Genomic DNA, 26,131 nt, shown 5'->3' with positions numbered 1-26,131 from the left:
ATTTCCGCTGCTACGAGCGGCGGCGGCGGACGGCGATTGCTCCGCAGGCAGCCAGCCCGATCAGACCGAGTCCCGCAATCGCAATTCCGACGTGCGGACCTGCAGTCTCGTCAGCTGCGCCACCGTCGATGGAGGTCGGGCGCTCACCCGTCGGAGCCTTCGGGGTCGTTTGCGTGACCACACGCGGGGTGGGTACCGCAGCCGTGGTCGGAGCGGGAGCAACCGGCACTCCGGGGATCACCGGAATGATCGGGATAATCGGAATGATCGGAACGATCACGTTGGGCTTGGTGGTTGTCGTCGGAACAGTCGTCGACGGCGTCGTGGTCGGAGCTCCTGGCGTCGTGGTCGGAACAGTCGTGGACGGCGTTGTGGTCGGAGCCGCATCGAAGGTCACCGTCGCATCACCCTGGAGCTTGGCCGGGGTGACGGTGTTGAACGTTGCAAAAACCTGGCACTCGGCGCCGGCGTTGTTCCAGTGGATGCTCTCGAACGAGCTGGGTGCGCCGGAGACGGATACCTTGACCGCGCCTGCACCCGGGGACGTGACGCACAGCGCCACATCAGTCGGATCATTGCCCTCACCGGTGACAACCAGGGTGTTTCCGGTCAGCTTCACATTTGCGTTCGGCTCACACAGTTCCAGAGTTGCGCCTGCGGGAGCGCTCACGGTGAGTGGCTTGCCGTACATGTTGGTGGACACCGTGAATGTTGCCTTGCCGCCACTGGCAAGAGTGCCGCTTGCCGGGTCCGTGAGGGAAATACTCAGGGCGGGTGTCACATTCATGACCCCGAGAATCCGAGCCTGCTCAGCCGGACCGAGATCCGCGTCGCAATCGACTACGGCGTCGGTTCCTTCGAGGTACTCCTTGTCCGATACACACCAGATAAGAAGCTGACGATTTACCCTGTTCGCAGCCGTCGAATCATCAGCGACGCCACCCGGCGTGAACGGGTGGGGATTCTGAATCAGGTAGCTGATGAGCAGTTCCTGTTCCTGAGTCAGACGATCGTTGCCGCCGACCGGAAGCGTCGGTCCTACTACGTTGAACTGCCCGCCATCGCTGTAGCCAGGCTCGCCATCAGGCGAGATCTCATCGCACGTCTCTTCCTTCATGTCGGTGCAGTACATCCACTCCGACTGTGGACCACTGGCCTCGGGGACGTCGCGCACACCACAGATTGGCGCAGGTGACCGCTGGTCGTTGTTGTAGTACAGCGGCACCACATTTCCGGCGTTGTAGTAATCCAGGCGCACACCATCGATAACCATGTCGTCCGCGTAGGGATAGTCAGCGGACGTCTGCGTGCCTTCGCACATCGGCGCAGTGAAGGCGGCCGCCGACGCCGGCGCCGCTGTTGCCGGCCCTGCCAAACCGGCGACAATTCCACCGACCAATGCAAGCGTCGACACAGCGGACACGGATGCCAGCCCGATCTTTTTCCGCCGCACCACGGCTGATGACGATGACGATGTGTTCATGGACGATCTCCTCGCGAAGTAACAGTTGGGGCACCCAGCAGGCCAACATGGCATTAGCCATGTGATTGCCAACACAGTTCGACGATTGAAACTTGCTGCACGCTTGCTGTCAAACGTCACTATTCGGAGGAAAGCGCCCATAGCGTCGTAAAACAGCCAAAAGGTTTGTTATGTGACACTTTGTCACAGATACACGGAGAAACCGGCGATAACCTGCGTATTTATCCACAAGGGCGAACAGTTCCCGAAACGATTTCCCAACCCGGAAGAAAATCGTCACAAATTCAACAATCGACACAGTTACAAGACGATAGCTGTGCTTCCCGATAGCTGAATGGTGACAAATCGACCAAACGACTATCTGTTGATCGACTCACGGCGCGTCGCGATCCCATAGCGCACGCGACTCGAGAATGAATGGAATCACGCAATTCGACCCGCACCATTCGCGTGCTGCCGCCCGGTACCAACGTGCGCAATGTCTACGCCGACCGCACGAAATCAACCAGACAACCGTAATCTTTCCGACTAAGGACTGACCGGTCTGAAGGGTGCTCGGCTCGACTTGTCGCAGAGCTAGGTACCCACTGTCCACTTTGCTCCAGAAGGAGATCAAGCGATGCCCGAAAACGCTGGGCCGATGACGCCTCTTCAGATCAAGAACGCTGCGGCAGATTTGATGCCTGCGCTTCGATCGGAATTGATCGAACTGGTACGGATACCGTCGATCGCGACCGATGGCTATCCCGCAGCACCACTCTTCGAGGCCCACGATTTCATCGTGTCGCTCTTGGAGAAATCCGGGGTCACCCAGATCGATCGTCTCGAAATTCCGGGTAAGACGGCACCTGTCATCATTGCGACCATCCCAGGACCGGTTGGGGCGCCCACGGTTCTCATGTACTCGCATTACGACGTCGTTCCCGCCGAAGACCTCGAGCTGTGGGACACACCACCCTTCGAGCCCACCGAACGCGACGGCGCGCTCTACGGCCGCGGGACGGCGGATTCCAAGGCAAACGTGATCGGCATGATCGGGGCGCTTCGCGTCTTCGACGGAAAACCGCCTGTGACAGTCAAACTCGTCATCGAAGGCCAGGAAGAATTCGGCAGCCCCTTCGACAATTATCCGCCCGAAGCCCCGGAACTCTTCCAGTCCGACGCCATGGTGATCGCCGATGTGGGAAGTGTTCGCCCCGGATCACCCACCCTGACCGTCGCATTGCGCGGATCCGCCCAGGTGATCGTGGAACTGACCACTCTCGGAGCCGACAAACACAACGGCCTCTACGGCGGTGCCGCTCCCGACGCGCGCCTCGCGCTCATCCGCGCACTGGCATCGCTGCACGACGACAACGGTGATGTCGCCGTCGACGGTCTGCTGCGCGAGGAATGGACGGGAAGCAGCTACACCGACGAAGAATTCCGCACCCTCGCCGAAGTACGTGACGGACTCCCCCTCCTCGGCACCGGCGGAATCGGTGAACGGATCTGGTCCGGTCCGGCGATCACCGTCACCGGAATCGACGCACCGCCCGTCGACGGCGCAGTCAACGCCGTCGCGAGCACCGCACGCGCAGTGATCAACCTGCGCGTGCATCCGCGTCAGCCTGCTTCCGAAGCGCAGGCAGCACTGGTCCGGCACTTACAGGCACTACGCCCGTTCGGCCTCGAACTCGACGTCAAAGCCGGAGAAACCGGGGACGGCTTTGCTGCAGAACAGGGCGGCCCCGCATTCGACGCGGCCATGTTCGCGCTCTCGGAGTCCTGGGACGGCGAAGCCGGACAGATGGCCGGCGGCGGTTCCATCCCGATCGTGATGGCTCTCGACACTGCCGTGCCCACCGCCGAGAAACTGCTCTTCGGCGCAACCGACGGGTACGCAAATATTCACGGCCCCAACGAGCGTGTGCTTCTCGACGAATTCGAAAAGGCCGTTGTCGCGAAAGCTCTGTTCTTCCAGGAGTACGCCCGCACATTCGAAGGAAAGAAATGAGCACCAAGACCGAAGAAGGCGCCGCGCACACCCCGGCGAAGAAGAAGTTCGAGTTTCCCGGCGCCGTCACGATGCTGGCCATCGTCACGGTACTGGTATGGATTGCCGCCCTGTTCATTCCGGCCGGACGCTTCGGTGTCGACGTCGACGGATCACCCGTCCCCGGTAGCTTCGAAACCGTCACGTCCCCGCTGACTTTCTTCGAACGCATCCAGCAGCTGATTCTCTCCCCCGTCAACGGCCTCTACGGTGTCCAGGATCCACTCACCGGATTTGTCGACACCGACAACATCGGTCGGCTTTTCGGATCTGTCGGCGTCGTTCTGTTCATCATGGCCCTCGGTGCATTCATCTCCGTCAGTTTCGCCACTCGCAGCCTCGAAACCGCTGTCTCGCAACTAGCTACCAAGCTCAGCGACAAGGGTTGGCTGCTCATCACCGTCATCATGGTGCTGTTCTCGCTGCTCGGATCGACCATGGGGTTCTCCGTCGAAACGTTCGGCTTCTACGCGCTCCTCATCCCCCTGATGACGGCTCTCGGCTACGACCGCATGGTCGCGGCAACGATGATCATCCTCGGCGCACTCGTCGGCAACATGGCGTCGACCGTCAACCCGTTCTCGATCGGCGTCGCGTCCGGTGAAGCCGGCGTCTCCATCGGCGACGGCATCGTCCTGCGTGTCATCCTGTGGATCGTATTGACCGCAGTGGCAGTGGTATTCGTACTTCGCTACGCAGCCAAGGTGAAGAAGGATCCGGCCACCTCGCTCGTCGGATTCGACATCGACGACGAGGAAGAAGAGGCGGCACCACCTGTCGACATCGACAGCAAGCTGACCGGAATTCAGAAACTGGTCCTCGTCATCACCGGACTCACCTTCGGTTTGATGATCTTCTCCGTCATCCCGTGGTCTAGCATCTTCGGCGGTACCACCGGGCCGGCCGAGTACGACGCGTACCACGTCACCGCCACCGAGCCATACTGGTTCGAATTGAACTGGTGGTTCCCGCAACTGGCGATGCTGTTCATCCTCGCAGCCGTCCTCGTCGGCATCGTCGCCAAGATGGGCGAGAAGAAGACCGTCTCACTGATCACCCGTGGCGCCGGCGACATGGTGGGGCCCGCCATCGTCATCCTGCTCGCGCGCGGCGTCTCCGTAATCATGACCAACACCGAAACCCTCGACACCATCCTCAATGCGATGGAACAGTTGGTGTCCGGCGCGTCCGCGGGTGTTTTCGCGATCCTCGTGATGCTCGTGAACATTCCACTGGCCTTCCTGATTCCGTCCAGCTCGGGACACGCCACCCTCGCAATGCCACTGCTGGCACCGCTGGGTGATTTTGCCGGAGTCAGTAGGTCTTTGGTGATCACGGCCTTCCAGATGGGCCACGGCCTGATGCTGATGGTTGCACCCACCAACGTCGTCGTTGTCGGTGGACTCGCAATGGCCAAGGTCGGTTACGACAAGTTCCTGCGCTTCGTCTGGCCGCTACTGTTGATCAACTTCGTGATCGTGGTCGTCGTGATCGGCGCCGCCGCGGTTCTCGAGTAGAAATGGGTCAGGCGTGGTCGGCGCTGCGAGCTGCCTGTTCGAGGCGGTCTCGATATTCGGCCCACCACGCCTGATCACCCGGCGCCACGTTGGCGTTGTCGGATCGCAGACCTGCAGCGCCGTCGATCATTTCGCGCACAATATCGGCGTGGCCGACATGACGATGAATTTCCGTGACAACGTGCACGAGTACCTGGTGCAGGGTGACGTCACGGAGTTCCAGCGGCCATGTCTTCACCTCGCCCGGTGCATCAAGATCCAGCTCATTGATCGTGGCATCCGAAAAGACCCACGTGCGACGGTACGTGTCGAGTATGAAATCCCTGGATTCGTCTGCGCGGGCCCACATATCGACATTGGGCTCGTCCGAGCGCAACCACTGCGGCAGGTCCGGCACCCGGCGTCCGAACACCGGGCCGAAGTACCCGAGTTCGACGCCGATCATGTGCTTGACCAATCCCAGCAGGTTGGTGCCTGTATGCGTCATCGGTCGCCGGATCTCGTACTCGGACAACCCTTCGAGCTTCCAGAGCAAGGCGTCCCGTGCCGACTGAAGGTATCGCTGCAGATCGTCCTTGTCTTGCACGCTTGTCATGCCTGTCAGTGTTGCACCGATGCCTGCCCTTGCGTGAGATAGTGCGCAGGAGAGCTGATTTCCCCATAACAACTACCGAGTGGAGTGAGCAGTTGACCGCGGTCGAAGATCTGGCCGAAGTGGCGTCGCGGGCCCTCGCGGCCGAAGCCGAAGTACGTTCGGTCCGATGGCAGAGCCGAACTGCAGTGGAAAAGGCTGCGATCGGTGCCCGGGATGTGTTGGACAAGGATCGAGCGGCACTGAACCAACCGACGTACAGCGGCCTCTCGCCGTCACCGCACATGGCCCGCCAACTCGAACTGATCACCCGCCTTCAGCCACCCCTGCCGGCCGACGCCAGCATCGGCGCTGCAGCTCAAGCAGAAGCTGACGCGGTAGCAGCGGTCACCACCGCCCGGATTGCGCTCGAAGCAGCACATCTCGCAGTTCTCGAAGCTCGTGTCGCCGCCCTCGATGCCGGCGATAGTGACGACGTTGCCGCTGCGATCCGCGGCTATGTCCCGCTCGCGGCCGGTAACCCCGCGGTTCGGCACATGCAGGACCTCGGCAGCCGTATTCGCGAGGAATTCCGACACGTATTCAACGGGAAACCTCGATCCATTGCGTTCCGTCTGGGCCTGAGCCTCGGGCTAGGGTTCGCGTATCTGGCGTTCATCCGACTTTTCCAGTGGGACAGCAAGGAAGACCGACTGCCCTATCTGGCTCTGTACGCATTGTCAGGGGTCATCGGCAGTGTGGTCTGCACCAATGCACTGAGCTTCGACGCCGGCCGGGTGCGCGCCGCGCTCTCCGGTGGTACCCGCCTGTGGCATGTGCTGGTCGCCAAGAACATCGTGATGCTGATCCTCGTCGGCGCCGCCGGCTTTGTTCTCAGCGTCGTTCTGTCATGGCGCGCCGGAAACAGCACCGAATTGTTGAAAGCCTGTGGGCAGGTCCTGACCATGACCCTGCTGTGGCTCGGAGTCGCCAACGTCATGTCGGTGAGCTTGCCGTTGCGCGCCGAACCGATTCTCGAACGTCGCTACGACGGCACGTGGAAACCCTTCATGCTCTCCTTCGCCATCTCGTACGGTGTCGGGTTGGTCGTCAATCTCATGCTGTACTGGCGTGTTTGGGCCAAGACGACGCTACTCGAGCAGATGGGTGGGCCGTGGATTCCGGTGCTCATGCTGGTTGCGAGCGCCGCCGCGACGTGGTTACTCCTGACGGTGCTGGCAGTGCTGCTGGCCGAGCAGCCGCGGTTCCGTCGTGCGTTGCAGCGCGAGATGATCGTCTATCGCGACGCTGCCGAAACCGTGAAAGCGTAGAAACCAGACAGTCGGACTAAAGTTGCAGATGATCATTTCACCAGGCCGGAACACCGACCTCGAAGAAGGAACAAGAGAACTGATGGCCAGTCAAGACCAGTTCGGTCCTATCGAATATGTTGCCGTCGAGTTTCCCGACGGCGCAGTAACTGCCGACGGTTTCGAGCAGTTGCTCGAGATCGTCGACAACGGAACCATCCGCATTCTCGATCTCGAGTTTGTTGTCAAAGCTGCGGACAACTCGCTGCGCGTGGTTCCGGCATCCACGTTCGACCTCGCAGACTTTGATCTGTCCCAGTTCGACGGTGCCGCGTCCGGATTGCTCGACGCCGGCGACATCGCCGCCGTGGGCGAGGACATCGCCGCCGGAAGTGTTGCAGCGGTTCTCGTCTACGAGGAGTTGACTGTGCTCCCCGTTCTGGATGCGTGGGTTCGCAGCGGTGCCCGAGTGATCACCGAAGGTCACATTTCAGTCGACGAACTGGCCGATGCCTTGAATGAAACGGAGAACAACGAATGAGCTTCCTCAGGCGGGCCAGCCGAGTAGCTGTCGCGAGCTCCATCCACGGAAATGTTCAGCGCCGCCAGCGAACTCGCTGGGCAGCAGAAGATCAGGCCAAGGCAGCAGCACAGGCTGTTCCACCGATCCCGGATCTGCCGCCGCTGCCGCCTCAGGTTGCGCCGGCAGCATCGATGGACGCGAAGATCGAACAACTCACCAAGCTCGGCGAGCTCAAAGCCGCCGGCATCCTCACCGACGCCGAGTTCGACACCCAGAAGGCCCGGGTTCTCGGGAACTGAGCGTCATCGTGCTCATCCCCGCCGATTGCGGGGATGAGCACAGCCCTTACTTCGAGACCTTATGCGCGAGCGAACTAGATGCCCGGGAGAAGTATCGGTTTGACGATTTCCCCCGCGAGAGCGCGCTTTTCGGCGGCATTGATCTCGGAGAGAGGGAAAGTAGTGACGAGGCGGTCGAAGGGGAATTGTCCGGCCCGCCACAGTGCGATCAGGGTGGGGATGAAGGTGTGCGGGTTGGCGTCACCTTCGAGGATGCCGGTGATGGTGCGACCGGCAGTCAGAGCAAGTGGTGCGATCATCAAATCGCCCTGTTGCACGCCGACCAGTCCCAGAGTGCCGCGCAGAGCAAGGGCATCAAGGGTAGCCGCGATGACGGTGGGTAGCCCGGTGGTGTCGAGGCCGTATCGGACTCCGGCCGGAGCAATCGCCCGGATCTGTTCTGTCAGATCACCTGCACCGGGGACGATCGTGTCCGTGGCACCGAGTTCGCGGGCCAGTTCGAGCCTGTCGCTGTTCAAGTCGACAGCGATGATCGGTCCGGCGCCGGCGACCTTGGCGGCCATGACCGCGGACAGGCCGACTGCACCCGCGCCGACGATGACGATGCCTTCACCGGGACGCACCTGGAGCACTTCGAGAACTGCACCGGCGCCGGTTTGAATTCCGCATCCGAGGGGGCCGAGCAATTCCAGCGGCAGTTCTTTGTCGACGACCACGGCGTTACGCGCGTCGACGACCGCGTGGGTGGCGAAGGACGACTGGCCGAACCATCTTCCGGCGACGGGTTTTCCGGCGGTGTCGGTCAGCGGGGTGGAGCCGTCGAGGGCGTTGCCGACGAGATTGCGGGCCAGGAAGGTGTCGCAGTACGCCGGGTGAGCGTCGAGACAGTTGGCGCAGGTGCCGCAGGAGTCGAAGCTCAGGACAACGTGGTCACCGACTGCGACGGTCTGCACCGCGGATCCGACGGCTTCCACGATTCCGGCGCCTTCGTGTCCGAGAACAATCGGTGGGGTTCCGAACCCTGCTGCGGCCCTGGGTAATACATCGGTGTGGCAGTGGCCGGCACCGACGATCCGGACAAGGACCTCATGCGGGGTCGGGTCGGCCAACTCGAGGTCCTCGATACTGAAGGGGGTTTCTTCGCCACGGAGGACGGCTGCTTCGATTTTCATTGCTTTCCTGCGTCTTTCGAGTCAGTGACAGTGGTGAGACAGATCGATTTGGTCTGTCGGCGTTGTGAGCGCCCGTCAGTACAAGTAGTCCTCGCCGCTGGCGCGGACGGTAATGTCACTGATGCTGATGCCCCACGGTTGATCGATGACGTGAACAACAGCATCGGCTAGATCGTCGGGCTTGATGAGCCAGTATTCGATCGAGTCGACGTCCTTCTGCTCGGGACGCATGGTGCCCTCGGTCAGGTGACCGACGTTCTCCATGTAGATGCCGGCGCGCTGACCGGTGAGCCCGAGGATCGCTTTCTCGTTGACGATCCAGCTCGCCAGGTTGGTGCCTGTCACGCCAGTTGGCTTGACCGTCGTGACCTTGATCTTGCCCTTGGCCTCGATTCGCAGCGAATCCGAGATCGTGGTGACTGCAGCCTTTGTCGCGCTGTAGACGCCGGAACCGTCGATGCCTGCGTTGCCGAAGATCGACGAGATGTTGACGACCTGGCCGCGACCCTGTTCGATCATCTGGTCGTAGACGGCGGAGATTCCGTTGACGACGCCCTTGATGTTGATGTCAATTGCCTTGTGCCACTTCTGCCATGCACGCTCGTGGTCGGCAAAGTAGGCGAGAGGCATAACCCCGGCGTTGTTGACGAGTACGTCGAGCGCTCCGAATTCCGCAATTCCGTGCTGTGCTGCAGCAACGACCTGGTCCATATCGGTGACGTCGGCAACCTTGTAGGTGCCAGTGAACCCCGCTGCCGCGATACCGTCGAACACAGCCTTCAGACCGGCTTCGTTGATGTCGACGCCGACGACTTTGGCACCCTGCGCTGCCACCTTCTCGGCGATGAGCTGACCGAACCCACCGCCCGCGCCGGTGATGAGAATGACCTTGTCCTGCAAGTATTGAGACATTACTTTTCCCATTTCTTCGAAATTGAGTTCTGTGTGGGTCACACGATGTCGCCTGTGTGGATCACACAATGTTGATGGCATCGAGAACCGCCGCGACGGTCTTCCGATCGCCGGAAACCTCGACCGCGGACCGCCATGCAGATCGGGTGGTCCCCCATCGCAGGAAATCGGTGGCCTGGGTCGTCGCGATGTTCTCGGGCACGTCGCCGGTTTCGGTGACGGCGACTCCTTCGCCGCCACGGGCCAGGACGAAAGTGCGCTCGGTGGCACCGGTGAGTCGAAGTGCCACAGGCGATGTCAATGCGGCGGCGACGGCTTCGCCGCACATCTGTGGCAGTCCTGAGACCATCCAGTCGATCGCCGGGTCGATAGCAGCCGCCACGTCGACATCCCCGTGAGAGATCGGTCCGAACGGTGCCAGAAGATCCGACGTCAGATGAACGAGATGGTCGAACGACACCGCGTCGCTGAGCTGATGCAGACGATAGGTCCCGAGGTCGAGCATCTCGAGTGTGTTGTCGCGAAGCTCTTCGCCCTGCAGCGCGGTTAGCGTCGCGAGACCTGCTGCGGACTGTTCCCGGTAGTAGTCCAGAATCTGCTCGTGCGGTAGATCTGCGCGCTCGCGAACAGCAGCGTCGTTGAGCCGCTCGGACATTCCACTGGGGTTCGGCGGGAACACGAGGTCCGGATCGGCGATGAAGTTGAAGAAGAACGCCATGTGGCCAACGAGGTCGTGAACGCGCCAGCCGTGGCACGCACTGTCGGCTTCCCATTCGGCGGTCCCGAACTGCTCGGCGATTTTGACTGTGTTTTCTGCCAGCGCGCGGGCGCCGGCGAGTCCTGCCTCGGACATGGTGACTCGATTCTCAAGAGGATGCGAGGAAGATGGATTTGAGCTGCTGGTACGACGCGAGTCCTTCTGGACCGAGTTCGCGGCCCACACCGCTGGCTTTGACTCCACCGAACGGTGAACCCCAGTCGAGGTTGAAGGTGTTGACGCCGAACGAGCCTGTCTCGACGCGCCGGGCAATTTCGATTCCGCGTTCCTCGTCGGAGGTCCACACCGTCCCACCGAGTCCGTACTCGGAGTCGTTGGCAAGTGCGAGCGCATCATCGACGTCGTCATAGGAAATGACGGACAGCACCGGCCCGAATACCTCCTGCCGGGCGATTGTGCTGGCGTTGTTCACGTCGGCGAACACGGTGGGCTCCACAAAGAATCCCGTGTCGAGGTCGGTAGGACGTCCACCACCGGTTGTGATGGTTCCGCCCTCGGAACGACCCTGCTCGATCAAGGACAGCACGCGATCGCGTTGCCTAGCGCTCACCATGGGGCCGACAAAGGTCGACGGGTCCATCGGATCGCCGACCTGCAGACCCGCCGCCATGGCAGTGATGGCATCGATGTAGGTCCGACTGTGGCTGCGCGGGACCAAGATTCGAGTCGACATGTAGCAGGTCTGCCCGCTGTTGAGCAAAGATGCCGTCGCGAGACCGGTTACCGTCTGCTCGACATCCGCGTCGTCCAGAACCAGGGCTGCCGACTTACCGCCCAACTCCAGGGTGACGGGGCGAAGCATTCCGCCACACACCTCGCCGATGTGTCGACCGGCTGCGGTGGATCCGGTGAACGCGACCTTGTCGATCCCAGGATGCGCCACGAGATACCGGCCGATCTCCGGTCCACCCGTCACGACGTTGATGACGCCCGCAGGAAGGTCGGCCGCAATGGCGGCTTCAGCCAATACGTAAGAGTCCAAAGTGGTTTCGGGCGACGGTTTCAATACGACGGTGCAACCCGCCGCTAGAGCCGGAGCGATCTTGAACATCGACAGCACCGCAGGGAAGTTCCAGGGCGCGATGGCAGCGACGACGCCGATGGGCTCGCGTCGCACGATCGTCGTGCCCGGCATCGGTTGGCTGACGCGTCGTTCCTCGGGGGGCGTCGACTCGGCGAGGTTTGCGTAATAGCGCAAGAGTTGGACGGGTGCGGCGCCCTCGGCGAATCGGGCGAGTTCGATGGGCATGCCGTTCTGGTGAGTGACCGTCGTCGCGCGGTCCTCGGCTCGTTTCTCGAGTTCGTCGGCGAATCTGCGAATGGCGTCTGCACGTTCGGTGGGGGAAAGTTCCGCCCAGTCGCTCCGCCGCAACGCGTTTCGAGCCGATGTCACCGCCGCGTCGACGTCCGTCGTCGTGGATGCGGGGAACGAACCTATCTCCTGCTCGGTGAGAGGTGAGACAACCGGGATGGTTTCCGAACTGTCCGGTGTCCTCCACACTCCGTCGATGAACAGAGCGGTGTGGTCGGTGCGCGATGTCATTTTCTGGCTCCTCCGAGGATGGCGTTCGACGTTGAACAAGTCATCTGTGTCGATCATCACTGCCCACGCGAGGATTAAATTGACTTCACGCGCCAATTTATTTACATTTCGACACATGGCGGATCTCATCAGTGCTTCGTCGTTGACGCGATTGCCCGAGTTGATCTCCGAACTCGGGGGTGATCCCCACGAGTTCTGTGACCGTGTGGGCATCGATCCGGCCATGATCGGCACCTACGACAGCTTCGTTCCGTTCAGTGCGTTGTCCACCTTGCTCGGACAATGCGCACAGGAGCTTGGGGTTCCGGATTTCGCCCTCAGGCTTGCGAGCAGACAAGACCCGGACATCCTCGGTCCGGTCGCCATCGCGGCCCGCAGTGCCGAGACGATCGGCGACGCGTTGCACGACGTCGCCCGCTATGCCCACGTGTACAGCCCAGCGTTGGCCGTCGATCTGACGATCGGCGACACCGACGTGTCCTATGGGCTCGACACCGTGCTGCATCGACTGCCGTACCGTTCGCACGTCGTGGAACTGGCGATGGGAGTGACGCTCCAGACGTTCAGGATGATGGCGGGCCCGGATTTTCATCCGACGCACATCTCATTCCAGCATCCGCGCATCTCCGAACTGCACAGGTACATCGAATATTTCGGGTGCTCGGTCGAGTTCGGCTCAGACCGGAATCTGTTGACCTTTCCGCGCGGAGTCATGCATCGTCAGCTGCCCCGGGTGGATCCGTTGGCGTACGGCGTTGCTGTGCGTTTCATGGCGGGTCGAGATCCGAATGTGGCGTTTTACGACGCGGTGTCGGCGTTGATCGTGCGGTCCCTGCCCGCAGGCGTGGCTACACTGAAGCAAGTCGCGACATTGATGATGCTGCACCCGCGAACACTGCAGAGACGGCTGGCCTCTGAAGGCAGAACTTTCGAATCACTCGTCGATGATTCGCGGCGCGAACTCGCTCTCAGCCTGCTCGCCAACCCGAACGTCCCGGTCTCCGCAGTGTCACGGCAACTTGGCTATTCCGAACCGAGCACCTTGACCCGGAGCTGTAAGCGGTGGTTCTCCACAACGCCACTCGCGAAGCGGAGGGAATTGACCGGGCGCAGCAGTTGATTGCGTAGTTTGCACAGCGACATCGTAATGGAAATCATTTCCATTACGATTCCTGCCTGACCACCAATGCTGGAATACCCGCCTGTAGCGACTCAGTCGACTCCACCGAATGAAGCCACGTCGGTCGCGCAATCGGAGACTGACGAATGACGTCCACGGCGCGCGCAGCGATCATGGCTGTCGCAGCCGATTGACTCCGGCCGAACGCCCACAGCGTCGGGCCGGTTTCGGTGCGGGCCATGACAATCCAGCGATCCGAACCCCACATCTTCTTGGGAACGACTTTCTGCAAGGGCGGTGCCCACGTCATCGCGGCCAAACCGAGCGTCGCCACCGAGGTATCCAGACGCAAGTAGGTTCTCACCGGCACGCCGAGATCACGCGTCAAAGCATGTTGATCGGAGAAGTCCGCGCGCACTGCTGGACCCTTGCGGTAGCCAGGCGCCTCGGCCGGGACGTCGAATACCTTCATTCCCGTGTAGTTGCGGACGAGTTCACCGCTCGGATCACGAAACCTGGCGCCCAACATTCCGTACGTCCACGCCGTGGCCGCGGGGCCGTGAAGTTCGCCGCCACCAAGACCTACCATGATGTCCACCGGGCCGCTGCCGAGTCGATGTGCCTCCGCCGCAAGAACACTGGTCAATCCCGGCGCTAATCCGACACCCAGCAGCACGGGACCGTCGACGTTTTCCAATGCATCGCAGTACGCCGACGTCGCGGTGATGTCCACAAACGTAGCTCCACCGCGAACTGCTTGCTGCGCCAACCGGACGTCTTCGAATCCCGACGCGTTGACCACCACGTCGTAGCCCGATACGGCCCGAAAGTAGGCGTCCTGATCGGTCAGATCGACAGCCACGTCGGCGCGAGCGGCGTTGCGCCCGGCAGAAAACGCTGACACGGCGGGGTCCGTACGGAACTCCTCCATCAGCGGGACACCCACTGCGCCATAGCCGCCCAGAACCAGGACCTTCATTTTCTTGTTCCCTCCGAGTAGCTGGAGCTTCACTCTAGAGCTAAACTCCAGCGCATGGTGGGGGTAGAAACAGTGGCACAGGCGACCGCACGATCGAAGATCATCGCGGCGGCGCGGCATGTCTTCGTCAATCCGGGATACGCGGCAGCGACTATCAAACAACTGGCCGACGCGGCCGACGTTTCGGTCCAAAGCGTCTACTTCGTGTTCGGCAACAAGCCGAGCGTATTGTCGGCGCTGCTGGAAGTCGAGGTCGCCGGCGACGAGGCTCGGATAAGCACTCTGGATCGGCCGTGGGTGGCGGCAGCACTCGGTGCGCCACATCCCCTCGGACAACTACGCATTCAGGTTCATCACGGGCGACTCATCCTCGAACGAACCGCAGACATCCTGCTGGCCTTGCGCGCCGCCGCATCGGCTGACGAGGACGCGGCACTGCTGTGGCAAACCAATCTCGCTCAGCGGAGAACCGTACAACAGCACCTCATGATCGGGCTCGTGGAGAAAGACCCGTCCGTCGATCTCGAGACCGCGATCAACGTCGCCCTCACTTTGACGAGTGCCGAAACCTATACCGATCTCGTGGTCGAGTCGGGGTGGACCGGAGAGCAATACGAAGAATGGGTGGTCGGCACACTTGCCTCCACCCTCGGCCTGGACCAAGCGAAGAAGTCCAGGCCGCGCCGCGTGTGATCAGGCGTTTGGTTTGTCCAAGGTATGACGCGGGTTGTTCCACAATCGCTCTGTCAGGTCGTGGAAAACTGCCAGAGTGATTGTGTCGTCGTCACGCCGAAGCAACGATTGACTGACCGTCGCGCGAACCAAAGTGCTGTCGGCGTGGACAAACTCCTTGATCGAACCCGGCTCGGAACTCAACTCGCGGTGAGCCTGCTCCGCACTGACGTCGTCGGCATCCTTGTCGTACATGATGTCCTGCAGACGCAAGGCGGCGACGGCTTTCTTCGGGTAGCCGAGCATGTCGGCAAAGGACGGATTAGCAAAAACAATGCTGCCGTCGCGGTGGACAGCCACCACCGGGACCGGCAATCTGTCCAGCAGGATCAACGGCGGCATCTGCTCGAGATCTGCGATCGGTGATTGCGTCGGCGGCGCAACATTGCGGCGGCGTTCCATAACACGTCCTCTCATGTTGCCCAGTCGCAACAGTCTAGCGTCCCAGCTATCTGTCGGTTGACTTCCGGTTGGGGAATTTCGACGGTCACTGGAGACCACGCCCCCGCAGTCAGGCCGCGAATACCTCCCGATCGACTGTCAGGGATCCATCAACCACACGATAAACATTATCCATCCGATGCAGGTGTCCGCGGTCGTGTGTCACGAGAAGAGTTGCAGCATTGTGTTCTCGCACGACTCCGATGATCAAATCCATGACCGCCGCGCCACGTTCCTGATCGAGCGCGCTCGTGGGCTCATCCACCACCAACAGTTGCGGATCGTTCATCAAGGCGCGCGCGAGATTCACACGCTGACGCTGACCACCGGACAGTTGCCCTGGACGCTTCCCGCTGTGATCTGCCAATCCAACCGCATCGAGCAAATCCATCGCTTTCGCTTTCGCAGCTTTGCGACGCGCCCGCGACGTGAACACGGACTGCCCCAGATGCGCCATCACCTCGAGCTGTTCGAGCGCCGTCAACGACGACACCAGATTGGATTGCTGGAACACGATGCCGATGGACGTGCGTCGTAGTTCGGACGCGTCGCGGCGGCCGAGTGTCGCAAGATCCGTGGCTTCGCCGCCGGTGCGCAGGTAGACGTGGCCTGAGTCCGGGCGAATAAGCGTCGACGCCACCGCGAGCAGGCTGGATTTTCCCGAACCCGACGGGCCGGTGATCGCGGCAATCTCCCCGCGATCGAGCCGCAGGGACACGTCGTCGAGAGCGGTGACGCGGGATTGTCCGTCGGGAAATGTCAGGTTGACGTTTTGGATGTCGAGAACGGTGCTTCCGGCTGCAGAGGTCATCGCGAACTCCCTAGTGCTGTGAGCGGATCAGTGGTGAAGAGGAATCGAAGAGCAAACGCGGCGCCGAGCAGGCCGAGCCCGATGAGTGCCACTGCGGGCACCAGAGTTGTGGACGCGTCCAATACGAAAGGCATCGAATCGCCGATCACCGAACCGGCGATCGCAGTCAAGCCGATTCCGAGCGAAACGCCGACAACAAGCACGATGAACGCCTGGCCGAGCGCGTCGCGGACCAAGGAACCCGACGTCGCGCCGAGCGCTTTCAACGTTGCGATATCCGGCATGCGCTGGATCGTCCACACCGTGAAGAATGCGCCGATCACGAGAGCCGAGATCGCGAGCAACATCACCGTCATCAAGGTCAACGACCCGTTCTCGGACTTGTACGACCCGATGGCATCGAGCGAGCCGGTCACCGTCGTCGACGTTGTTGATGCCGCATCGTCGATTGCCGAAGTATCCGACGCGCCGGATACAGCCAGAATTGTTGCTACCCCGCCGCGCGGATTCAGGTCCTGCCAATCCGCGAGTGTCGTCCAGACGACGGGAGTGTGGCTGTACCAGTCATCGCCGCGAACTGCCGTGACGGTGAACTCCTCGGAGCCGATGCTGACTCGGTCACCGGCGGCTGCGTCCAAGTCCCGGGCGGCGCCCTCGCTGAGGACCACCGTTCCCGGAGCGTCGGGCGTCCGGTTGCCGAAACCGCCGTCAGCGCCGAACAGCGCCACCGACTTCTGGTTCGAGCCCACCACACCGGCCTTACCGCGGCCGATGCCGACGGGATCCACAGTCTGCGCGCCTGCCCTCCAGGCTGCGAGTTGATCAGCGGTGAGTGCCGATTCGTCGAACGACGCACCCGCCCCCGTATCGGCGAACACGACGGTATCCGCCGTCATCGACTCGATGGCAGAAACATTCTGATGGCGTAGCCCGGCGGTCAAACCGCTGAGAAAGCTGACCAGCAGTGCAACCAACAGAACCACCGCCGAGATCAGCGCGAAACGACCTCGCGCTGCCCGTAAGTCCTTCATTGCGACAAACACTGTGAATTCCTTTCCTGTGCTTGCCTCTACACTCCCGCTGATCCACACTCTTTCCATCGCACCTCGGACGGACATCGCGGCCAACCGAAGTAGGACCCGCGATTACAACTTTTGATGGATGGCGCGGCGCCGAACCTGGTTAAGCTGGGCGAGATGCACCGATCACCGCTCACACCTGTCTTTGCCGGCCTCCAACTCGGCCTGCACATACTGGTTGTTGCGCTGGCCGGCGTTGTTTTCCTGAGGGCGATCGTCGACGAAACCGCACTGATGCCGTACATCATCGCCTTGACGGTGATCTTCACCGCGGTCTATCTGTTCGGGGTGGTCAAGCGCCTGCGCGGGAATGCCGCGCGCTGGTGGCTGGCCATGCTGACCCTCGTGTGGATAGTTCTGATGGGGTTGTCCGCCGAGGCGGCCTACCTCGTTTTCGGTCTGTTCTTCCTCTACGTTCACCTGCTACGACGCCCGTGGAGCCTGGTAGCGGTAGTGACCGCGACGTCGGTCGCGGTGATCGGAACAGGTCTGCACCGGGGATGGTCCATCGCGGGGGCAATCGGTCCGATGATCGGCGCCGCTGTCGCGGTTGCCATCGGACTCGGCTATCAAGCGCTGTACCGGGAGGCCGCCGAGCGCGGTCGCCTGATCGACGAGTTGATGAACACGCGTGAGGAATTGGCGTCGACGTCACGAGATGCCGGCAAACTTGCAGAACGCGAGCGACTGGCCGCCGAAATTCACGACACTGTTGCACAAGGTCTTTCGAGCATCCAGATGCTGCTGCATGCCGCAGAACGCGCCGATCCGAACAGTCCTGCCGTGCGTCAGATCAGCCTCGCCCGCGAAGCTGCAGCAGACAGCCTTGCCGAAACCCGGCAACTGATAGCGGAATTGACACCCGCAGCGCTGGATGGTCAGTCGCTGTCCGACGCCCTTGGCCGAATCTGCGAGCGCGCGTCCAGCGCTCACATCGAGGCCCGTGCCGTAGTCGAAGGCGAGCCGATCGCGCTACCGATGCCGCTCGAGGCAACCCTCGTCCGGATCGCTCAGGGCGCGGTGGCGAACGTTCTTCGCCACGCCCACGCCACTCGAATGGCCGTGACACTCACGTATTCCACGGACACCGTCAGCCTCGACATCGTCGACAACGGTGTCGGTTTCGACATCTCGGTCCTGGATCGCGGGCCCGCCGAATCTTTTGGACTCAACGCAATTCGGCGACGCGTCCAACTCCAGGGCGGCACCTTCGACATCGAGTCGGAGCCAGGGCACACTGCAGTCACCGTGACCTTCCCCCTCGAGATCGGCGACGAATGATCCGTTTACTGCTGGCCGACGATCACGCCATCGTGCGAGCGGGTTTGCGCGCTCTCCTCGAGAGTGAACCCGACATCGAAGTAATCGGCGAAGCGGGAACAGCCGAAGAAGCCATCGCATTCTGCGCCACCACACCAGTCGACTTGGTACTCATGGATTTACGGTTCGGCCCTGGAAAATCAGGCGTCGACGCCACCCGAAGCGTCTGCGCACTGCCTGACCCGCCACACGTACTCGTGGTGACGAATTACGACACCGATGCAGATATCCTCAGCGCCGTCGAAGCCGGAGCCAGCGGATACCTACTCAAGGACACTCCGCCGCCAGAACTCCTCGCGGCGGTCCGCTCTGCCGCTGCGGGCGACAGCGTTCTTTCTCCCGCAATCGCATCCAAGTTGATGACCCGGGTCAGAAAACCCGAAACCAGCCTCAGCCCACGAGAAATCGAGGTTCTGAAGCTGGTAGCGGCCGGAAAGTCGAATCGCGAAATCGGCAAGGAACTGTTCCTCAGCGAGACTACGGTCAAATCTCACCTGGTCCACATTTTTGGCAAGCTGGGCGTGAAGTCACGAACCTCCGCGGTCGCCCGGGCTCGGGAGTTGGGCTCGATCTAACCTGTCCGAAATGCCTCTTGATTCGAATATATGCCCGCCAGGGCCCAGTCCACCGAGACTGAACCCTATAGCCGCGGGACTATGTCCTCCTTGCGACAGCATCTGTCCCCACATCGACAGGCCGAAACCCTATGGTCGAAGCATGTCTTTCTGCGAGCCCGCCCGCGTCGTATCCGTCGTGTCCCTGACACCGCACATGCGGCGGATCAGCATCGAGGCCGAAGGCGACTGGCATTGGCCGACCGGCGGGCAGGGTGACGAGCGGATCGACCTCGCCTTCCCGAAACCCGGTGAAACAGAGGCGAATTACGAGTTCTTCAACAATCCCGACTACGGCAAAGCCGAACTGGGGACCGAGCCGCCGTGGCGGCACTACACAGTGCGCAAGGTTCACGACGGTGGGCGACGTCTCGACATCGACTTCGTCGTGCACCCTGGCGGTATTGCTGCGGATTGGGCCTTGCGGGCCGAACCCGGACACCTACTCGGCGTTTTCTGGTCCGATAGTTCGCGCTCTCATTACCAAGCCCCGGCCGGCCCACGCTGGCAACTGCTTGTCGCAGACGCAACGGGACTCCCGGGTTTGGGCAGGATTGTCGAAGAACTCCGCGAAGGCGATGTCGCACACGCGATCATCGAGGTGGAAACGGAAGACGATCGACAGGAATTAGTCACTCGCGGCGAAGTCACGTACACGTGGCTTACGGGGAGTGGTCTCGGAAAGGCGCCGAGCGCACTTTTCGATGCTGTCGAGAAGGTGGAGTTCCCTGACTCCGCTTCTGAGAATACCTACGCATGGGTGGCGTGCGAAAGCGCAACAAGCCGACGAATTCGTAAGCATCTGAGGGAAGTTCGTGGAATCGCCCGCGACAAGCACAATGTTGTCGGTTATTGGCGAGAGGGCGCCGACGGTCATGTCTCCGGCATGAACAGCGAGGACGTTACCGTCGGCGCCTGAGCGAGGTGATCACTCTGCCGAAGTCTCGGCAGATTCTTCAGCGGGCGCTTCAGCCGGCTTCTGGGCCAGCAGTTCGAACAGCGCGCGCCGCGCTTCGGCAAGAATCGCCTGCGCCTGAGCTACCTGCTCGGGTGTTCCGCCAGTGGCTACCGCAACTACGGCGCCTCGGAGAAGACCCGTCTCAGTGCGAAGTGCGGCACTTGCCTCGGTGAACTCCGGGCGTCCGCCACGGCCGCGTCGGCCTTCAGGATTTCGGCCGCGTCGGCCTTCAGGATTTCCGCCGCGTCGGCCTTCGGGACGACCTTCAGGCCAGCCTTCGGGGCGACCGCCGAATCCGCGACCTTCACCGAATCCGCGGCGTTGACCGCGATCCCGGCGCTGGTGTCCACGTCCGCAGTCTTCGCGGCGTTCTTGCATTTCTGGGTTGTTGTGTGGGGCGTACATGTTGTCCTCCTGGACTGTTTGTGTTTGTTTGACGTATCGACGATATATCGACAATAGATCGAACGCAAGGGTTTGAAGAAAAATTCCTGCGACGTCCGGGAACGTAGGCTGACATCGTGAATCCCGACCCCGCAGCCCAGGCCGCCGACGTACTCCGACGGATGGCCCTCGACGAAACACTCAAAGAGCGCACGATGGCCGATCCGGCATCCGCAGCAATTGCGCGCAGAGTCGCCGATCGCTACATCGGTGGCGAAACGATGGACGAAGCCTTCGATCGCCTGCCGGCGATCTTTGCCCGTGGGCATAAGGGCAGCATCGAATACACCGGGGAGAGTGTTCGTGACGCTGATGTCGCGAACGCCGAAACCGACGTGTTCGTCGAACTGGCGGAGCGCATCGGCAAGACGGGCGTCGACAGCACGGTGTCATTCGACCTATCGCACATCGGTCTCGTCGTCGATCCGGAGTTGTGTTACCGCAACGTCGTTCGGCTCGCCGAAGCAACCGAGCGTGCCGGAGCCGAACTGATGATCTCGGCCGAAGGCTCCGACCGTACCGATCTTGTACTCGACATTCACGGCCGACTAGCGGAACGGTTCACTCACGTCGGTGTCACCGTTCAGGCGAGACTGCACCGGACGGCGCAGGACATCGCAACACTCCTCGATCGGCCCGGGCGCATCAGACTGGTGAAAGGCACGTTCCTGGAACCGGATTCAATTGCATACCCACGCGGAAGTGCCGAGTTGCAGGACGCATACCTGACGTACGCGTCGAAGATCGTCAAGGCCGGACATCTCGTAGCGATCGCAACACACGACCGCGACATCCTCGAAACACTTCGAGCAGAACATGGTTCGGCATTGGCTGCGGAACACGTCGAGTTCGAGATGCTGCTCGGCTTGGGAACCGAGCAACTGGACGCTTTGCATGCCGACGGTTTCACCACTCGCGAATACGTGATCTTCGGGACCGAGTGGTGGCTCTACGTCCTCAATCGCATTGCCGAGGAACCAGCGCGCGTCTACACAGCAATTGCCGACGCCGCAGTCTGATCAGAACATGCAGTGGGGCCGCACTGGCCCCACTGCATGTTCTCCCTACTGCTCGAGATGCATCTTGATACGCGCGAGGGTGGTGTCGATCCCGGCCGCGATGATCTGATCTCGGCCGCGGCCGAGAACTCCACTGCCGGACAGAATCCGCACATATCGGGGCGCAGCCGCAAAGATTTCACGAGTCTCGGTGAGCAGAGTCCCCGTTCCCGACGGCTCGACCAGAAAGCTCCATCGCGCCTTCGACTCAGCTACTTCGAAGGCGAACTTCTGCCCACCAACAACTTCGGTAATGGTGCAGCGGGTACTCCACCGCACCAGACCATGCTTGTTGGTGCCCTTGAATGTTGCGCCCACCGTACCCGGCTTTCCGGAAGTCCAGGCACCACCGGTATTTTCGGGACTGAAACGACCCATCCCTTCGAGGTCGCTGACCAAGGTCCAGACGGAGTCGGGCGTGGCTTCGATGTACGCGCTCGAGCGATCCACCTGGACGCCTACCGACCCGGAACCCAGGACATGATCTTGATGGCATGGGGCATGATCTTGGCCCACAGCTTGGCCGGAACTCCGCGTGGCCCACCAAGATTCATGACCCGAGTGGTCGCAACCGTCTGCGGCTCGGTGTACTTGATCAGACCTTCGGCACCGTGACGGCGTCCGACGCCCGAAACTCCCATGCCGCCCATCGGCGCAGCGGTGCTGCCCCAGGTAGGTGCGTAGCCCTCGTCGACGTTGACGGTTCCGGCGCGGACTCGTGCGGCAATCGCTTCACCGACGGCCTTGCTTCCCGCCCACACACTGGCATTGAGACCGTACTCGGTGTCGTTTGCAGCGGCGATTGCCTCTTCGGCGTCCTTGACGGGGTAGATCGAAACGAGGGGACCGAAAGTCTCGTCGCGGTAGCACTCCGCATCCTCGGGCACACCGGTGAGGAGTGTGGGCTCGTAGAACAGCGGTCCGATATCCGGGCGCGCCTTTCCACCGGCAATGACGGTGGCGCCCTTCACCACAGCGTCGTCGACATGCGAGGAAATAGCCTTGACCTGGGCTTCGGAGACGAGGCTGCCCATCTCGATTCCGAATTCGTACCCGGCGCCGATGTTCATCTTCTTGACGCGGTCACCGAACATCCGGATGAACTCGGGTGCGATGGACTCTTCGACGTAAATGCGCTCGATGGAAATACACAACTGGCCGGAGTTGGAGAAACACGCGCGCACCGCTGCGTCGGTGACCTCACGCAGATCTGCGCCGGCCAGAACGATCATCGGGTTCTTGCCACCGAGTTCTGCGGAGAATCCGATGAGACGGCGGCCGGCCTGCTCGCCGAGTAACTGTCCGGTGGCAGTGGAACCAGTGAACATGAGGTAGTCGGTGTTCTCGACCAGCGTTGTTCCGACAACGCCGCCCGGCCCGGGAACAACGGCGAAGAGATCGCGGGGAAGCCCTGCCTTGTAGAGCAATTCGACGCAGGCAAGAGCGCAGTACGGAGTCTGGCTGTCGGGCTTGAGAACAACACCGTTACCGGCGAGAAGCGCGGCAATGGCGTCGGACACCGCCAGCGTCATCGGGTAGTTCCACGGCGAGATGACGCCGACAACACCCTTGGGCTGGTAACGCACAACCGTCTTGGTCAAGCCGGGCAGCATTCCGGATACTCGGCGCGGACGCAGCAGCTTCGGGGCGACGCGCGCGTAGTGCCGCGCCGTCATCGAAATGTCGAGAACTTCTTCTTGCGCAGCCGCGCGGGACTTGCCGGTCTCCGCCTGTGCCATGTCCATGAGTGCGTCGCGGTTCTCGAGGATGAGGTCGCGGTAGCGATGGAAAATCGCGGCACGCTCGAGGACGGGGCGCTTTGCCCACTCCTTCTGCGCGACGCGGGCGCGAGCGATAGCGGCAAGTGCGTCGTCGGCGGTGCCCACGGGGATGGTCGCCAGCTCCTTGCCGGTGAACACCTCGGTGATGGACTTCGTCGGGCGATCGGCAGCATTGTCGATGGCGATCAGTTCGGCGAGCCGCGAGAAGGTCGCAGCGGACGGAGCTGGCATTTCGGTACCCCTACTGGTGAGTAGTTCTTGGAGTTACGTATAACTTACCCCGTCGGTGGTGCCGATCACAGTACGGCGTTTTGCAATCGTCAGCGACATCACAGCGGCGATCGCGCACAGAGCGCCTGCCACGTAGAAGGCCGCGTCGTACGAGCCGATCTGATCACGGACCAGGCCCGCCAGGAACGCCACCAGGCCGGCACCGATCTGGTGCGACGCCAGCACCCAACCGAACACGATGGGAGCGTCGGCGCCGAAGTGCTGACGACACAGCGCGACGGTCGGCGGAACCGTCGCCACCCAGTCGAGTCCGTAGAAGATGACGAAGGCGATCATCGGCGGGTTCACCGTGTTCGCGAGGAGCAGCGGCAGGAAGAGCAGCGAGATTCCGCGAAACAGGTAGTAGATGCCGAGCAGTTTCCGCGAGTCCACCCGGTCGGTGAACCACCCCGACGCGATGGTTCCGACCATGTCGAGGATTCCGATCAACGCCAGCAGAGACGCGGCCGTGGTGATCGGCATGCCGTGATCGTGCGACGCCGGGACGAAGTGCGTGCCGATCAGGCCGTTGGTGCTCGCGCCGCAGATCGCGAAAGTGCCCGCAAGAAGCCAGAACACCTTGGTCTTCGAGGCCATGATCAGCACGGAGATTGCACGACCCCCGGCGCCGCCACGCTGATGAACCGGCGCAGCGGGCGCGACGTAATCGGCGGGTGCACCGTACGGCGTCGTCCCGACGTCCGACGGGTAGTTGCGCAGGAACAACAGCACAAACGGCACGACGGCCAACGCGGCGAACGAGACCGTGAAGGCGACGCTCTTCCAGTCGTAAGTTTCGGCGATCTTTGCCAGGACGGGCAGGAACACCAATTGGCCGGCCGCACCACCGGCTGTCAGGATGCCGGTGACGAGCCCACGCTTCTCGACAAACCAGCGGTCGACGACGGTGGCGACAAAGGCCAGTGCCATCGATCCGGTCCCCAAGCCGACAAAGACGCCCCACAGCAGGATCAACTGCCAACTCGACGTCATGAAGATCGTCAAACCACTGCCGAGCGAGATCAACGCCAGCGCGGAGGTGACAACAGCGCGGATACCGAAGCGCTCCATCAGGGCCGCCGCGAACGGCGAGGTGAGTCCGTACAGGACCAGGTTCACCGATACGGCAGCCGAGATACTGGCGCGTGACCAGCCGAAATCCTCATGTAGGGGGTCGATCAGAATGGACGGTGCCGCTCGGAAACTGGCAGCACCGACCAGCGCCAGGAAGGCCACGATCGCCACCGACCAGGCACGGTGAAAGCGCGGCGGGCGCACCCGCTGTCGGCCCGATTCAGGGAGAGCGATCTCAGAAGTCACAAGAGGATTCTGCTGTACCGCGCCCAACCGCGACAGTGGCCAGATTGCCAATATATGAAAGAATCAGGCCATGAGCGGACCGCATCGCGTTGTTGTCCTTGCCCTCGACGGTGTCATTCCCTTCGAGCTCGGCATCCCGGCGCGTATCTTCGGACGCGCGGTCGACGCCGAGGACAAGCCTCTGTACGAGATCCTCACCTGCACTGTCGATGGCCGGCCCGTGCGAACGGATGCCGATTTCAGCATTACAGTCGACCACGGCAGTGAACTACTCGCCACAGCGGACACCGTCGTCATTCCGGCGTCGTACGAACTTGGTCCCGCCTACGAGGACGGTTACCTCTCCCCCGAGTTGGCGGCGGCATTCGAACACATCCGCCCCGGGACACGGCTCGTGTCGATCTGCACCGGCTCGTACGTTCTGGCTGCGGCCGGCCTGCTCGACGGCTTGAGGGCCACTACTCACTGGCGCAACACGGATCACTTCCAGCGCATCTACCCCAAGGTGAAGGTGGACCCCGACGTCCTGTTCGTCGACGAGGGCCACATTCTGACCTCCGCCGGAGTGGCCTCAGGAGTGGACCTGTGCCTACACATCGTGCGGCGCGATCACGGCATGGAAGTGGCGAACACCGTCGCCCGGCGATGCGTCGTACCGCCGTGGCGCGACGGTGGGCAAGCCCAGTACATTCGACGCCCGCTGGCCGACAAACCTTCCGAATCGACTGCCGCCGCTCGGCATTGGGCTCTCGAGCATCTCCGGGAACCGATCACTCTGACGGACCTGGCGAATCGCGCCAACATGAGCGTCCGCACCTTCAGTCGCAGATTCCGCGACGAGGTCGGGACAACGCCGAACCGCTGGCTCACCGCTCGGCGTATCGATCACGCCCGCGAACTACTCGAAGAAACCGATCTCTCGATCGACACGATTGCGGCCCGCACCGGATTCGGGACCGCCACATCGATGCGTCAGCACCTCAGTGACACGCTCGGCGTCTCGCCGAGCGCCTATCGCCGCACTTTCCAGGCACCGGGGTAAATCTGCCATTCCCGGCAAC

The 26,131-nt window shown here is 61.9% G+C and carries 26 protein-coding genes; 12 read left to right on the top strand and 14 right to left on the bottom strand.

Annotation, left to right across the window (positions count from 1 at the left end):
• Nucleotides 1-10: 10 nt before the first annotated feature.
• Entirely contained in the window at nt 11-1,483 is a 1,473-nt protein-coding gene (locus CJ178_RS21360) for a hypothetical protein (protein ID WP_143547531.1), read from the bottom strand.
• A 619-nt stretch (nt 1,484-2,102) separates the two neighbouring features.
• Between CJ178_RS21360 and CJ178_RS21355 the strand changes: the two genes are divergently transcribed.
• Nucleotides 2,103-3,479, top strand: coding sequence for a M20/M25/M40 family metallo-hydrolase (locus CJ178_RS21355; protein WP_095887603.1), 1,377 nt, complete (start codon nt 2,103-2,105; stop codon nt 3,477-3,479).
• Nucleotides 3,476-5,035 (top strand): YfcC family protein, encoded by a 1,560-nt coding sequence (locus CJ178_RS21350; protein WP_095887602.1) that lies wholly within the window; start codon nt 3,476-3,478, stop codon nt 5,033-5,035. The genes CJ178_RS21355 and CJ178_RS21350 overlap by 4 nt, the downstream gene beginning before the upstream one ends.
• Before the next feature lie 7 nt (nt 5,036-5,042).
• Here the strand turns inward: CJ178_RS21350 and CJ178_RS21345 are convergent, their stop codons facing one another.
• The gene (locus CJ178_RS21345; RefSeq protein WP_095887601.1) at nt 5,043-5,630 is read right to left on the bottom strand and encodes a DinB family protein; all 588 of its coding nucleotides are present in this window, start codon (nt 5,628-5,630) and stop codon (nt 5,043-5,045) included.
• Nucleotides 5,631-5,722: 92 nt separating this feature from the next.
• Here CJ178_RS21345 and CJ178_RS21340 point away from each other — a divergent pair, with 92 nt between their 5' ends.
• The 3 genes from CJ178_RS21340 to CJ178_RS21330 all read left to right on the top strand — a co-directional run bounded on the left by CJ178_RS21340 (nt 5,723) and on the right by CJ178_RS21330 (nt 7,738).
• A complete protein-coding gene (locus tag CJ178_RS21340) occupies nt 5,723-6,937 on the top strand; it encodes a hypothetical protein (protein ID WP_257013296.1) in 1,215 nt (404 codons plus the stop codon).
• An 82-nt stretch (nt 6,938-7,019) separates the two neighbouring features.
• Complete coding sequence (locus CJ178_RS21335; RefSeq protein WP_033235441.1) at nt 7,020-7,457, top strand: DUF6325 family protein; 438 nt, start codon at nt 7,020-7,022, stop codon at nt 7,455-7,457.
• Nucleotides 7,454-7,738: an SHOCT domain-containing protein gene (locus CJ178_RS21330; protein WP_033235393.1), complete on the top strand. Its 285-nt coding sequence runs from the start codon at nt 7,454-7,456 to the stop codon at nt 7,736-7,738. The genes CJ178_RS21335 and CJ178_RS21330 overlap by 4 nt, the downstream gene beginning before the upstream one ends.
• Before the next feature lie 74 nt (nt 7,739-7,812).
• Here CJ178_RS21330 and CJ178_RS21325 read toward each other — a convergent pair whose 3' ends face one another.
• From CJ178_RS21325 to CJ178_RS21310, 4 genes are all read right to left on the bottom strand, one after another.
• Nucleotides 7,813-8,910, bottom strand: coding sequence for an NAD(P)-dependent alcohol dehydrogenase (locus CJ178_RS21325; RefSeq protein WP_095887600.1), 1,098 nt, complete (start codon nt 8,908-8,910; stop codon nt 7,813-7,815).
• Nucleotides 8,911-8,985: 75 nt separating this feature from the next.
• Entirely contained in the window at nt 8,986-9,822 is an 837-nt protein-coding gene (locus tag CJ178_RS21320; protein WP_033235391.1) for an SDR family oxidoreductase, read from the bottom strand.
• Between the two features lie 61 nt (nt 9,823-9,883).
• Nucleotides 9,884-10,675 carry a maleylpyruvate isomerase N-terminal domain-containing protein gene (locus CJ178_RS21315; protein WP_095887599.1) on the bottom strand — a complete coding sequence of 264 codons (792 nt, stop codon included), beginning with the start codon at nt 10,673-10,675 and terminating at the stop codon, nt 9,884-9,886.
• A 13-nt stretch (nt 10,676-10,688) separates the two neighbouring features.
• On the bottom strand, nt 10,689-12,143 hold the full coding sequence (locus tag CJ178_RS21310) for an aldehyde dehydrogenase (protein WP_095888085.1): 1,455 nt from the start codon (nt 12,141-12,143) through the stop codon (nt 10,689-10,691).
• A gap of 115 nt (nt 12,144-12,258) precedes the next feature.
• Between CJ178_RS21310 and CJ178_RS21305 the strand changes: the two genes are divergently transcribed.
• Entirely contained in the window at nt 12,259-13,263 is a 1,005-nt protein-coding gene (locus CJ178_RS21305) for an AraC family transcriptional regulator (RefSeq protein WP_033235388.1), read from the top strand.
• Between the two features lie 43 nt (nt 13,264-13,306).
• On the opposite strand, the gene CJ178_RS21300 is transcribed toward CJ178_RS21305, so the two are convergent.
• Nucleotides 13,307-14,242, bottom strand: a complete 936-nt coding sequence (locus tag CJ178_RS21300) for a hypothetical protein (protein WP_257013295.1) — start codon at nt 14,240-14,242, stop codon at nt 13,307-13,309.
• Between the two features lie 54 nt (nt 14,243-14,296).
• On the opposite strand from CJ178_RS21300, the gene CJ178_RS21295 reads away from it, so the two are divergent.
• Nucleotides 14,297-14,935 carry a TetR/AcrR family transcriptional regulator gene (locus CJ178_RS21295; protein ID WP_033235382.1) on the top strand — a complete coding sequence of 213 codons (639 nt, stop codon included), beginning with the start codon at nt 14,297-14,299 and terminating at the stop codon, nt 14,933-14,935.
• On the opposite strand, the gene CJ178_RS21290 is transcribed toward CJ178_RS21295, so the two are convergent.
• The 3 genes from CJ178_RS21290 to CJ178_RS21280 form a co-directional block, all read right to left on the bottom strand.
• Complete coding sequence (locus tag CJ178_RS21290) at nt 14,936-15,376, bottom strand: PAS domain S-box protein (RefSeq protein WP_033235381.1); 441 nt, start codon at nt 15,374-15,376, stop codon at nt 14,936-14,938.
• A gap of 109 nt (nt 15,377-15,485) precedes the next feature.
• Complete coding sequence (locus CJ178_RS21285; RefSeq protein ID WP_033235380.1) at nt 15,486-16,226, bottom strand: ABC transporter ATP-binding protein; 741 nt, start codon at nt 16,224-16,226, stop codon at nt 15,486-15,488.
• Nucleotides 16,223-17,269, bottom strand: coding sequence for an ABC transporter permease (locus CJ178_RS21280; RefSeq protein ID WP_179300795.1), 1,047 nt, complete (start codon nt 17,267-17,269; stop codon nt 16,223-16,225). The genes CJ178_RS21285 and CJ178_RS21280 overlap by 4 nt, the downstream gene beginning before the upstream one ends.
• Nucleotides 17,270-17,383: 114 nt before the next feature.
• Between CJ178_RS21280 and CJ178_RS21275 the strand changes: the two genes are divergently transcribed.
• From CJ178_RS21275 to CJ178_RS21265, 3 genes are all read left to right on the top strand, one after another.
• Nucleotides 17,384-18,586 (top strand): sensor histidine kinase, encoded by a 1,203-nt coding sequence (locus tag CJ178_RS21275; RefSeq protein WP_095887597.1) that lies wholly within the window; start codon nt 17,384-17,386, stop codon nt 18,584-18,586.
• The gene (locus tag CJ178_RS21270) at nt 18,583-19,200 is read left to right on the top strand and encodes a LuxR C-terminal-related transcriptional regulator (protein ID WP_033235378.1); all 618 of its coding nucleotides are present in this window, start codon (nt 18,583-18,585) and stop codon (nt 19,198-19,200) included. Before CJ178_RS21275 ends, CJ178_RS21270 begins: the two co-directional genes overlap by 4 nt.
• A gap of 142 nt (nt 19,201-19,342) precedes the next feature.
• A complete protein-coding gene (locus CJ178_RS21265) occupies nt 19,343-20,158 on the top strand; it encodes a siderophore-interacting protein (RefSeq protein WP_095887596.1) in 816 nt (271 codons plus the stop codon).
• Between the two features lie 9 nt (nt 20,159-20,167).
• Here the strand turns inward: CJ178_RS21265 and CJ178_RS32850 are convergent, their stop codons facing one another.
• Entirely contained in the window at nt 20,168-20,602 is a 435-nt protein-coding gene (locus CJ178_RS32850) for a hypothetical protein (RefSeq protein WP_095887595.1), read from the bottom strand.
• Nucleotides 20,603-20,718: 116 nt separating this feature from the next.
• On the opposite strand from CJ178_RS32850, the gene CJ178_RS21255 reads away from it, so the two are divergent.
• Nucleotides 20,719-21,660 (top strand): proline dehydrogenase family protein, encoded by a 942-nt coding sequence (locus CJ178_RS21255; RefSeq protein WP_095887594.1) that lies wholly within the window; start codon nt 20,719-20,721, stop codon nt 21,658-21,660.
• A gap of 45 nt (nt 21,661-21,705) precedes the next feature.
• Here CJ178_RS21255 and CJ178_RS21250 read toward each other — a convergent pair whose 3' ends face one another.
• The 3 genes from CJ178_RS21250 to CJ178_RS21240 are packed head-to-tail and all read right to left on the bottom strand — an operon-like array spanning nt 21,706 to nt 25,070.
• Nucleotides 21,706-22,149, bottom strand: a complete 444-nt coding sequence (locus CJ178_RS21250; RefSeq protein WP_045066205.1) for an SRPBCC family protein — start codon at nt 22,147-22,149, stop codon at nt 21,706-21,708.
• Between the two features lie 8 nt (nt 22,150-22,157).
• Nucleotides 22,158-23,711 (bottom strand): succinic semialdehyde dehydrogenase, encoded by a 1,554-nt coding sequence (locus CJ178_RS21245; RefSeq protein ID WP_033235373.1) that lies wholly within the window; start codon nt 23,709-23,711, stop codon nt 22,158-22,160.
• 33 nt (nt 23,712-23,744) lie between these two features.
• Entirely contained in the window at nt 23,745-25,070 is a 1,326-nt protein-coding gene (locus tag CJ178_RS21240; protein WP_045066202.1) for an MFS transporter, read from the bottom strand.
• A 70-nt stretch (nt 25,071-25,140) separates the two neighbouring features.
• Between CJ178_RS21240 and CJ178_RS21235 the strand changes: the two genes are divergently transcribed.
• Nucleotides 25,141-26,112: a GlxA family transcriptional regulator gene (locus CJ178_RS21235; protein ID WP_033235371.1), complete on the top strand. Its 972-nt coding sequence runs from the start codon at nt 25,141-25,143 to the stop codon at nt 26,110-26,112.
• Nucleotides 26,113-26,131 lie beyond the last annotated feature (19 nt).

It is taken from the genome of Rhodococcus sp. ACPA4 (assembly GCF_002300185.1).
GTDB lineage: Bacteria > Actinomycetota > Actinomycetes > Mycobacteriales > Mycobacteriaceae > Rhodococcus_F > Rhodococcus_F globerula.
Note: the sequence above shows the minus strand (reverse complement) of the source record. Positions and strands in the feature narration are given on the sequence as shown.

Coding starts and splice junctions, on each gene's coding strand:
- CJ178_RS21320 (WP_033235391.1), bottom strand. CDS start 9,822: ATGTCTCAATACTTGCAGGACAAGGTCATTCTCATCACCGGCGCGGGC.
- CJ178_RS21270 (WP_033235378.1), top strand. CDS start 18,583: ATGATCCGTTTACTGCTGGCCGACGATCACGCCATCGTGCGAGCGGGT.
- CJ178_RS21360 (WP_143547531.1), bottom strand. CDS start 1,483: ATGAACACATCGTCATCGTCATCAGCCGTGGTGCGGCGGAAAAAGATC.
- CJ178_RS32850 (WP_095887595.1), bottom strand. CDS start 20,602: ATGTACGCCCCACACAACAACCCAGAAATGCAAGAACGCCGCGAAGAC.
- CJ178_RS21300 (WP_257013295.1), bottom strand. CDS start 14,242: ATGAAGGTCCTGGTTCTGGGCGGCTATGGCGCAGTGGGTGTCCCGCTG.
- CJ178_RS21265 (WP_095887596.1), top strand. CDS start 19,343: ATGTCTTTCTGCGAGCCCGCCCGCGTCGTATCCGTCGTGTCCCTGACA.
- CJ178_RS21335 (WP_033235441.1), top strand. CDS start 7,020: ATGGCCAGTCAAGACCAGTTCGGTCCTATCGAATATGTTGCCGTCGAG.
- CJ178_RS21245 (WP_033235373.1), bottom strand. CDS start 23,711: ATGCCAGCTCCGTCCGCTGCGACCTTCTCGCGGCTCGCCGAACTGATC.
- CJ178_RS21295 (WP_033235382.1), top strand. CDS start 14,297: ATGGTGGGGGTAGAAACAGTGGCACAGGCGACCGCACGATCGAAGATC.
- CJ178_RS21345 (WP_095887601.1), bottom strand. CDS start 5,630: ATGACAAGCGTGCAAGACAAGGACGATCTGCAGCGATACCTTCAGTCG.
- CJ178_RS21350 (WP_095887602.1), top strand. CDS start 3,476: ATGAGCACCAAGACCGAAGAAGGCGCCGCGCACACCCCGGCGAAGAAG.
- CJ178_RS21355 (WP_095887603.1), top strand. CDS start 2,103: ATGCCCGAAAACGCTGGGCCGATGACGCCTCTTCAGATCAAGAACGCT.
- CJ178_RS21310 (WP_095888085.1), bottom strand. CDS start 12,143: ATGACATCGCGCACCGACCACACCGCTCTGTTCATCGACGGAGTGTGG.
- CJ178_RS21290 (WP_033235381.1), bottom strand. CDS start 15,376: ATGGAACGCCGCCGCAATGTTGCGCCGCCGACGCAATCACCGATCGCA.
- CJ178_RS21325 (WP_095887600.1), bottom strand. CDS start 8,910: ATGAAAATCGAAGCAGCCGTCCTCCGTGGCGAAGAAACCCCCTTCAGT.
- CJ178_RS21285 (WP_033235380.1), bottom strand. CDS start 16,226: ATGACCTCTGCAGCCGGAAGCACCGTTCTCGACATCCAAAACGTCAAC.
- CJ178_RS21305 (WP_033235388.1), top strand. CDS start 12,259: ATGGCGGATCTCATCAGTGCTTCGTCGTTGACGCGATTGCCCGAGTTG.
- CJ178_RS21235 (WP_033235371.1), top strand. CDS start 25,141: ATGAGCGGACCGCATCGCGTTGTTGTCCTTGCCCTCGACGGTGTCATT.
- CJ178_RS21275 (WP_095887597.1), top strand. CDS start 17,384: ATGGATGGCGCGGCGCCGAACCTGGTTAAGCTGGGCGAGATGCACCGA.
- CJ178_RS21330 (WP_033235393.1), top strand. CDS start 7,454: ATGAGCTTCCTCAGGCGGGCCAGCCGAGTAGCTGTCGCGAGCTCCATC.
- CJ178_RS21315 (WP_095887599.1), bottom strand. CDS start 10,675: ATGTCCGAGGCAGGACTCGCCGGCGCCCGCGCGCTGGCAGAAAACACA.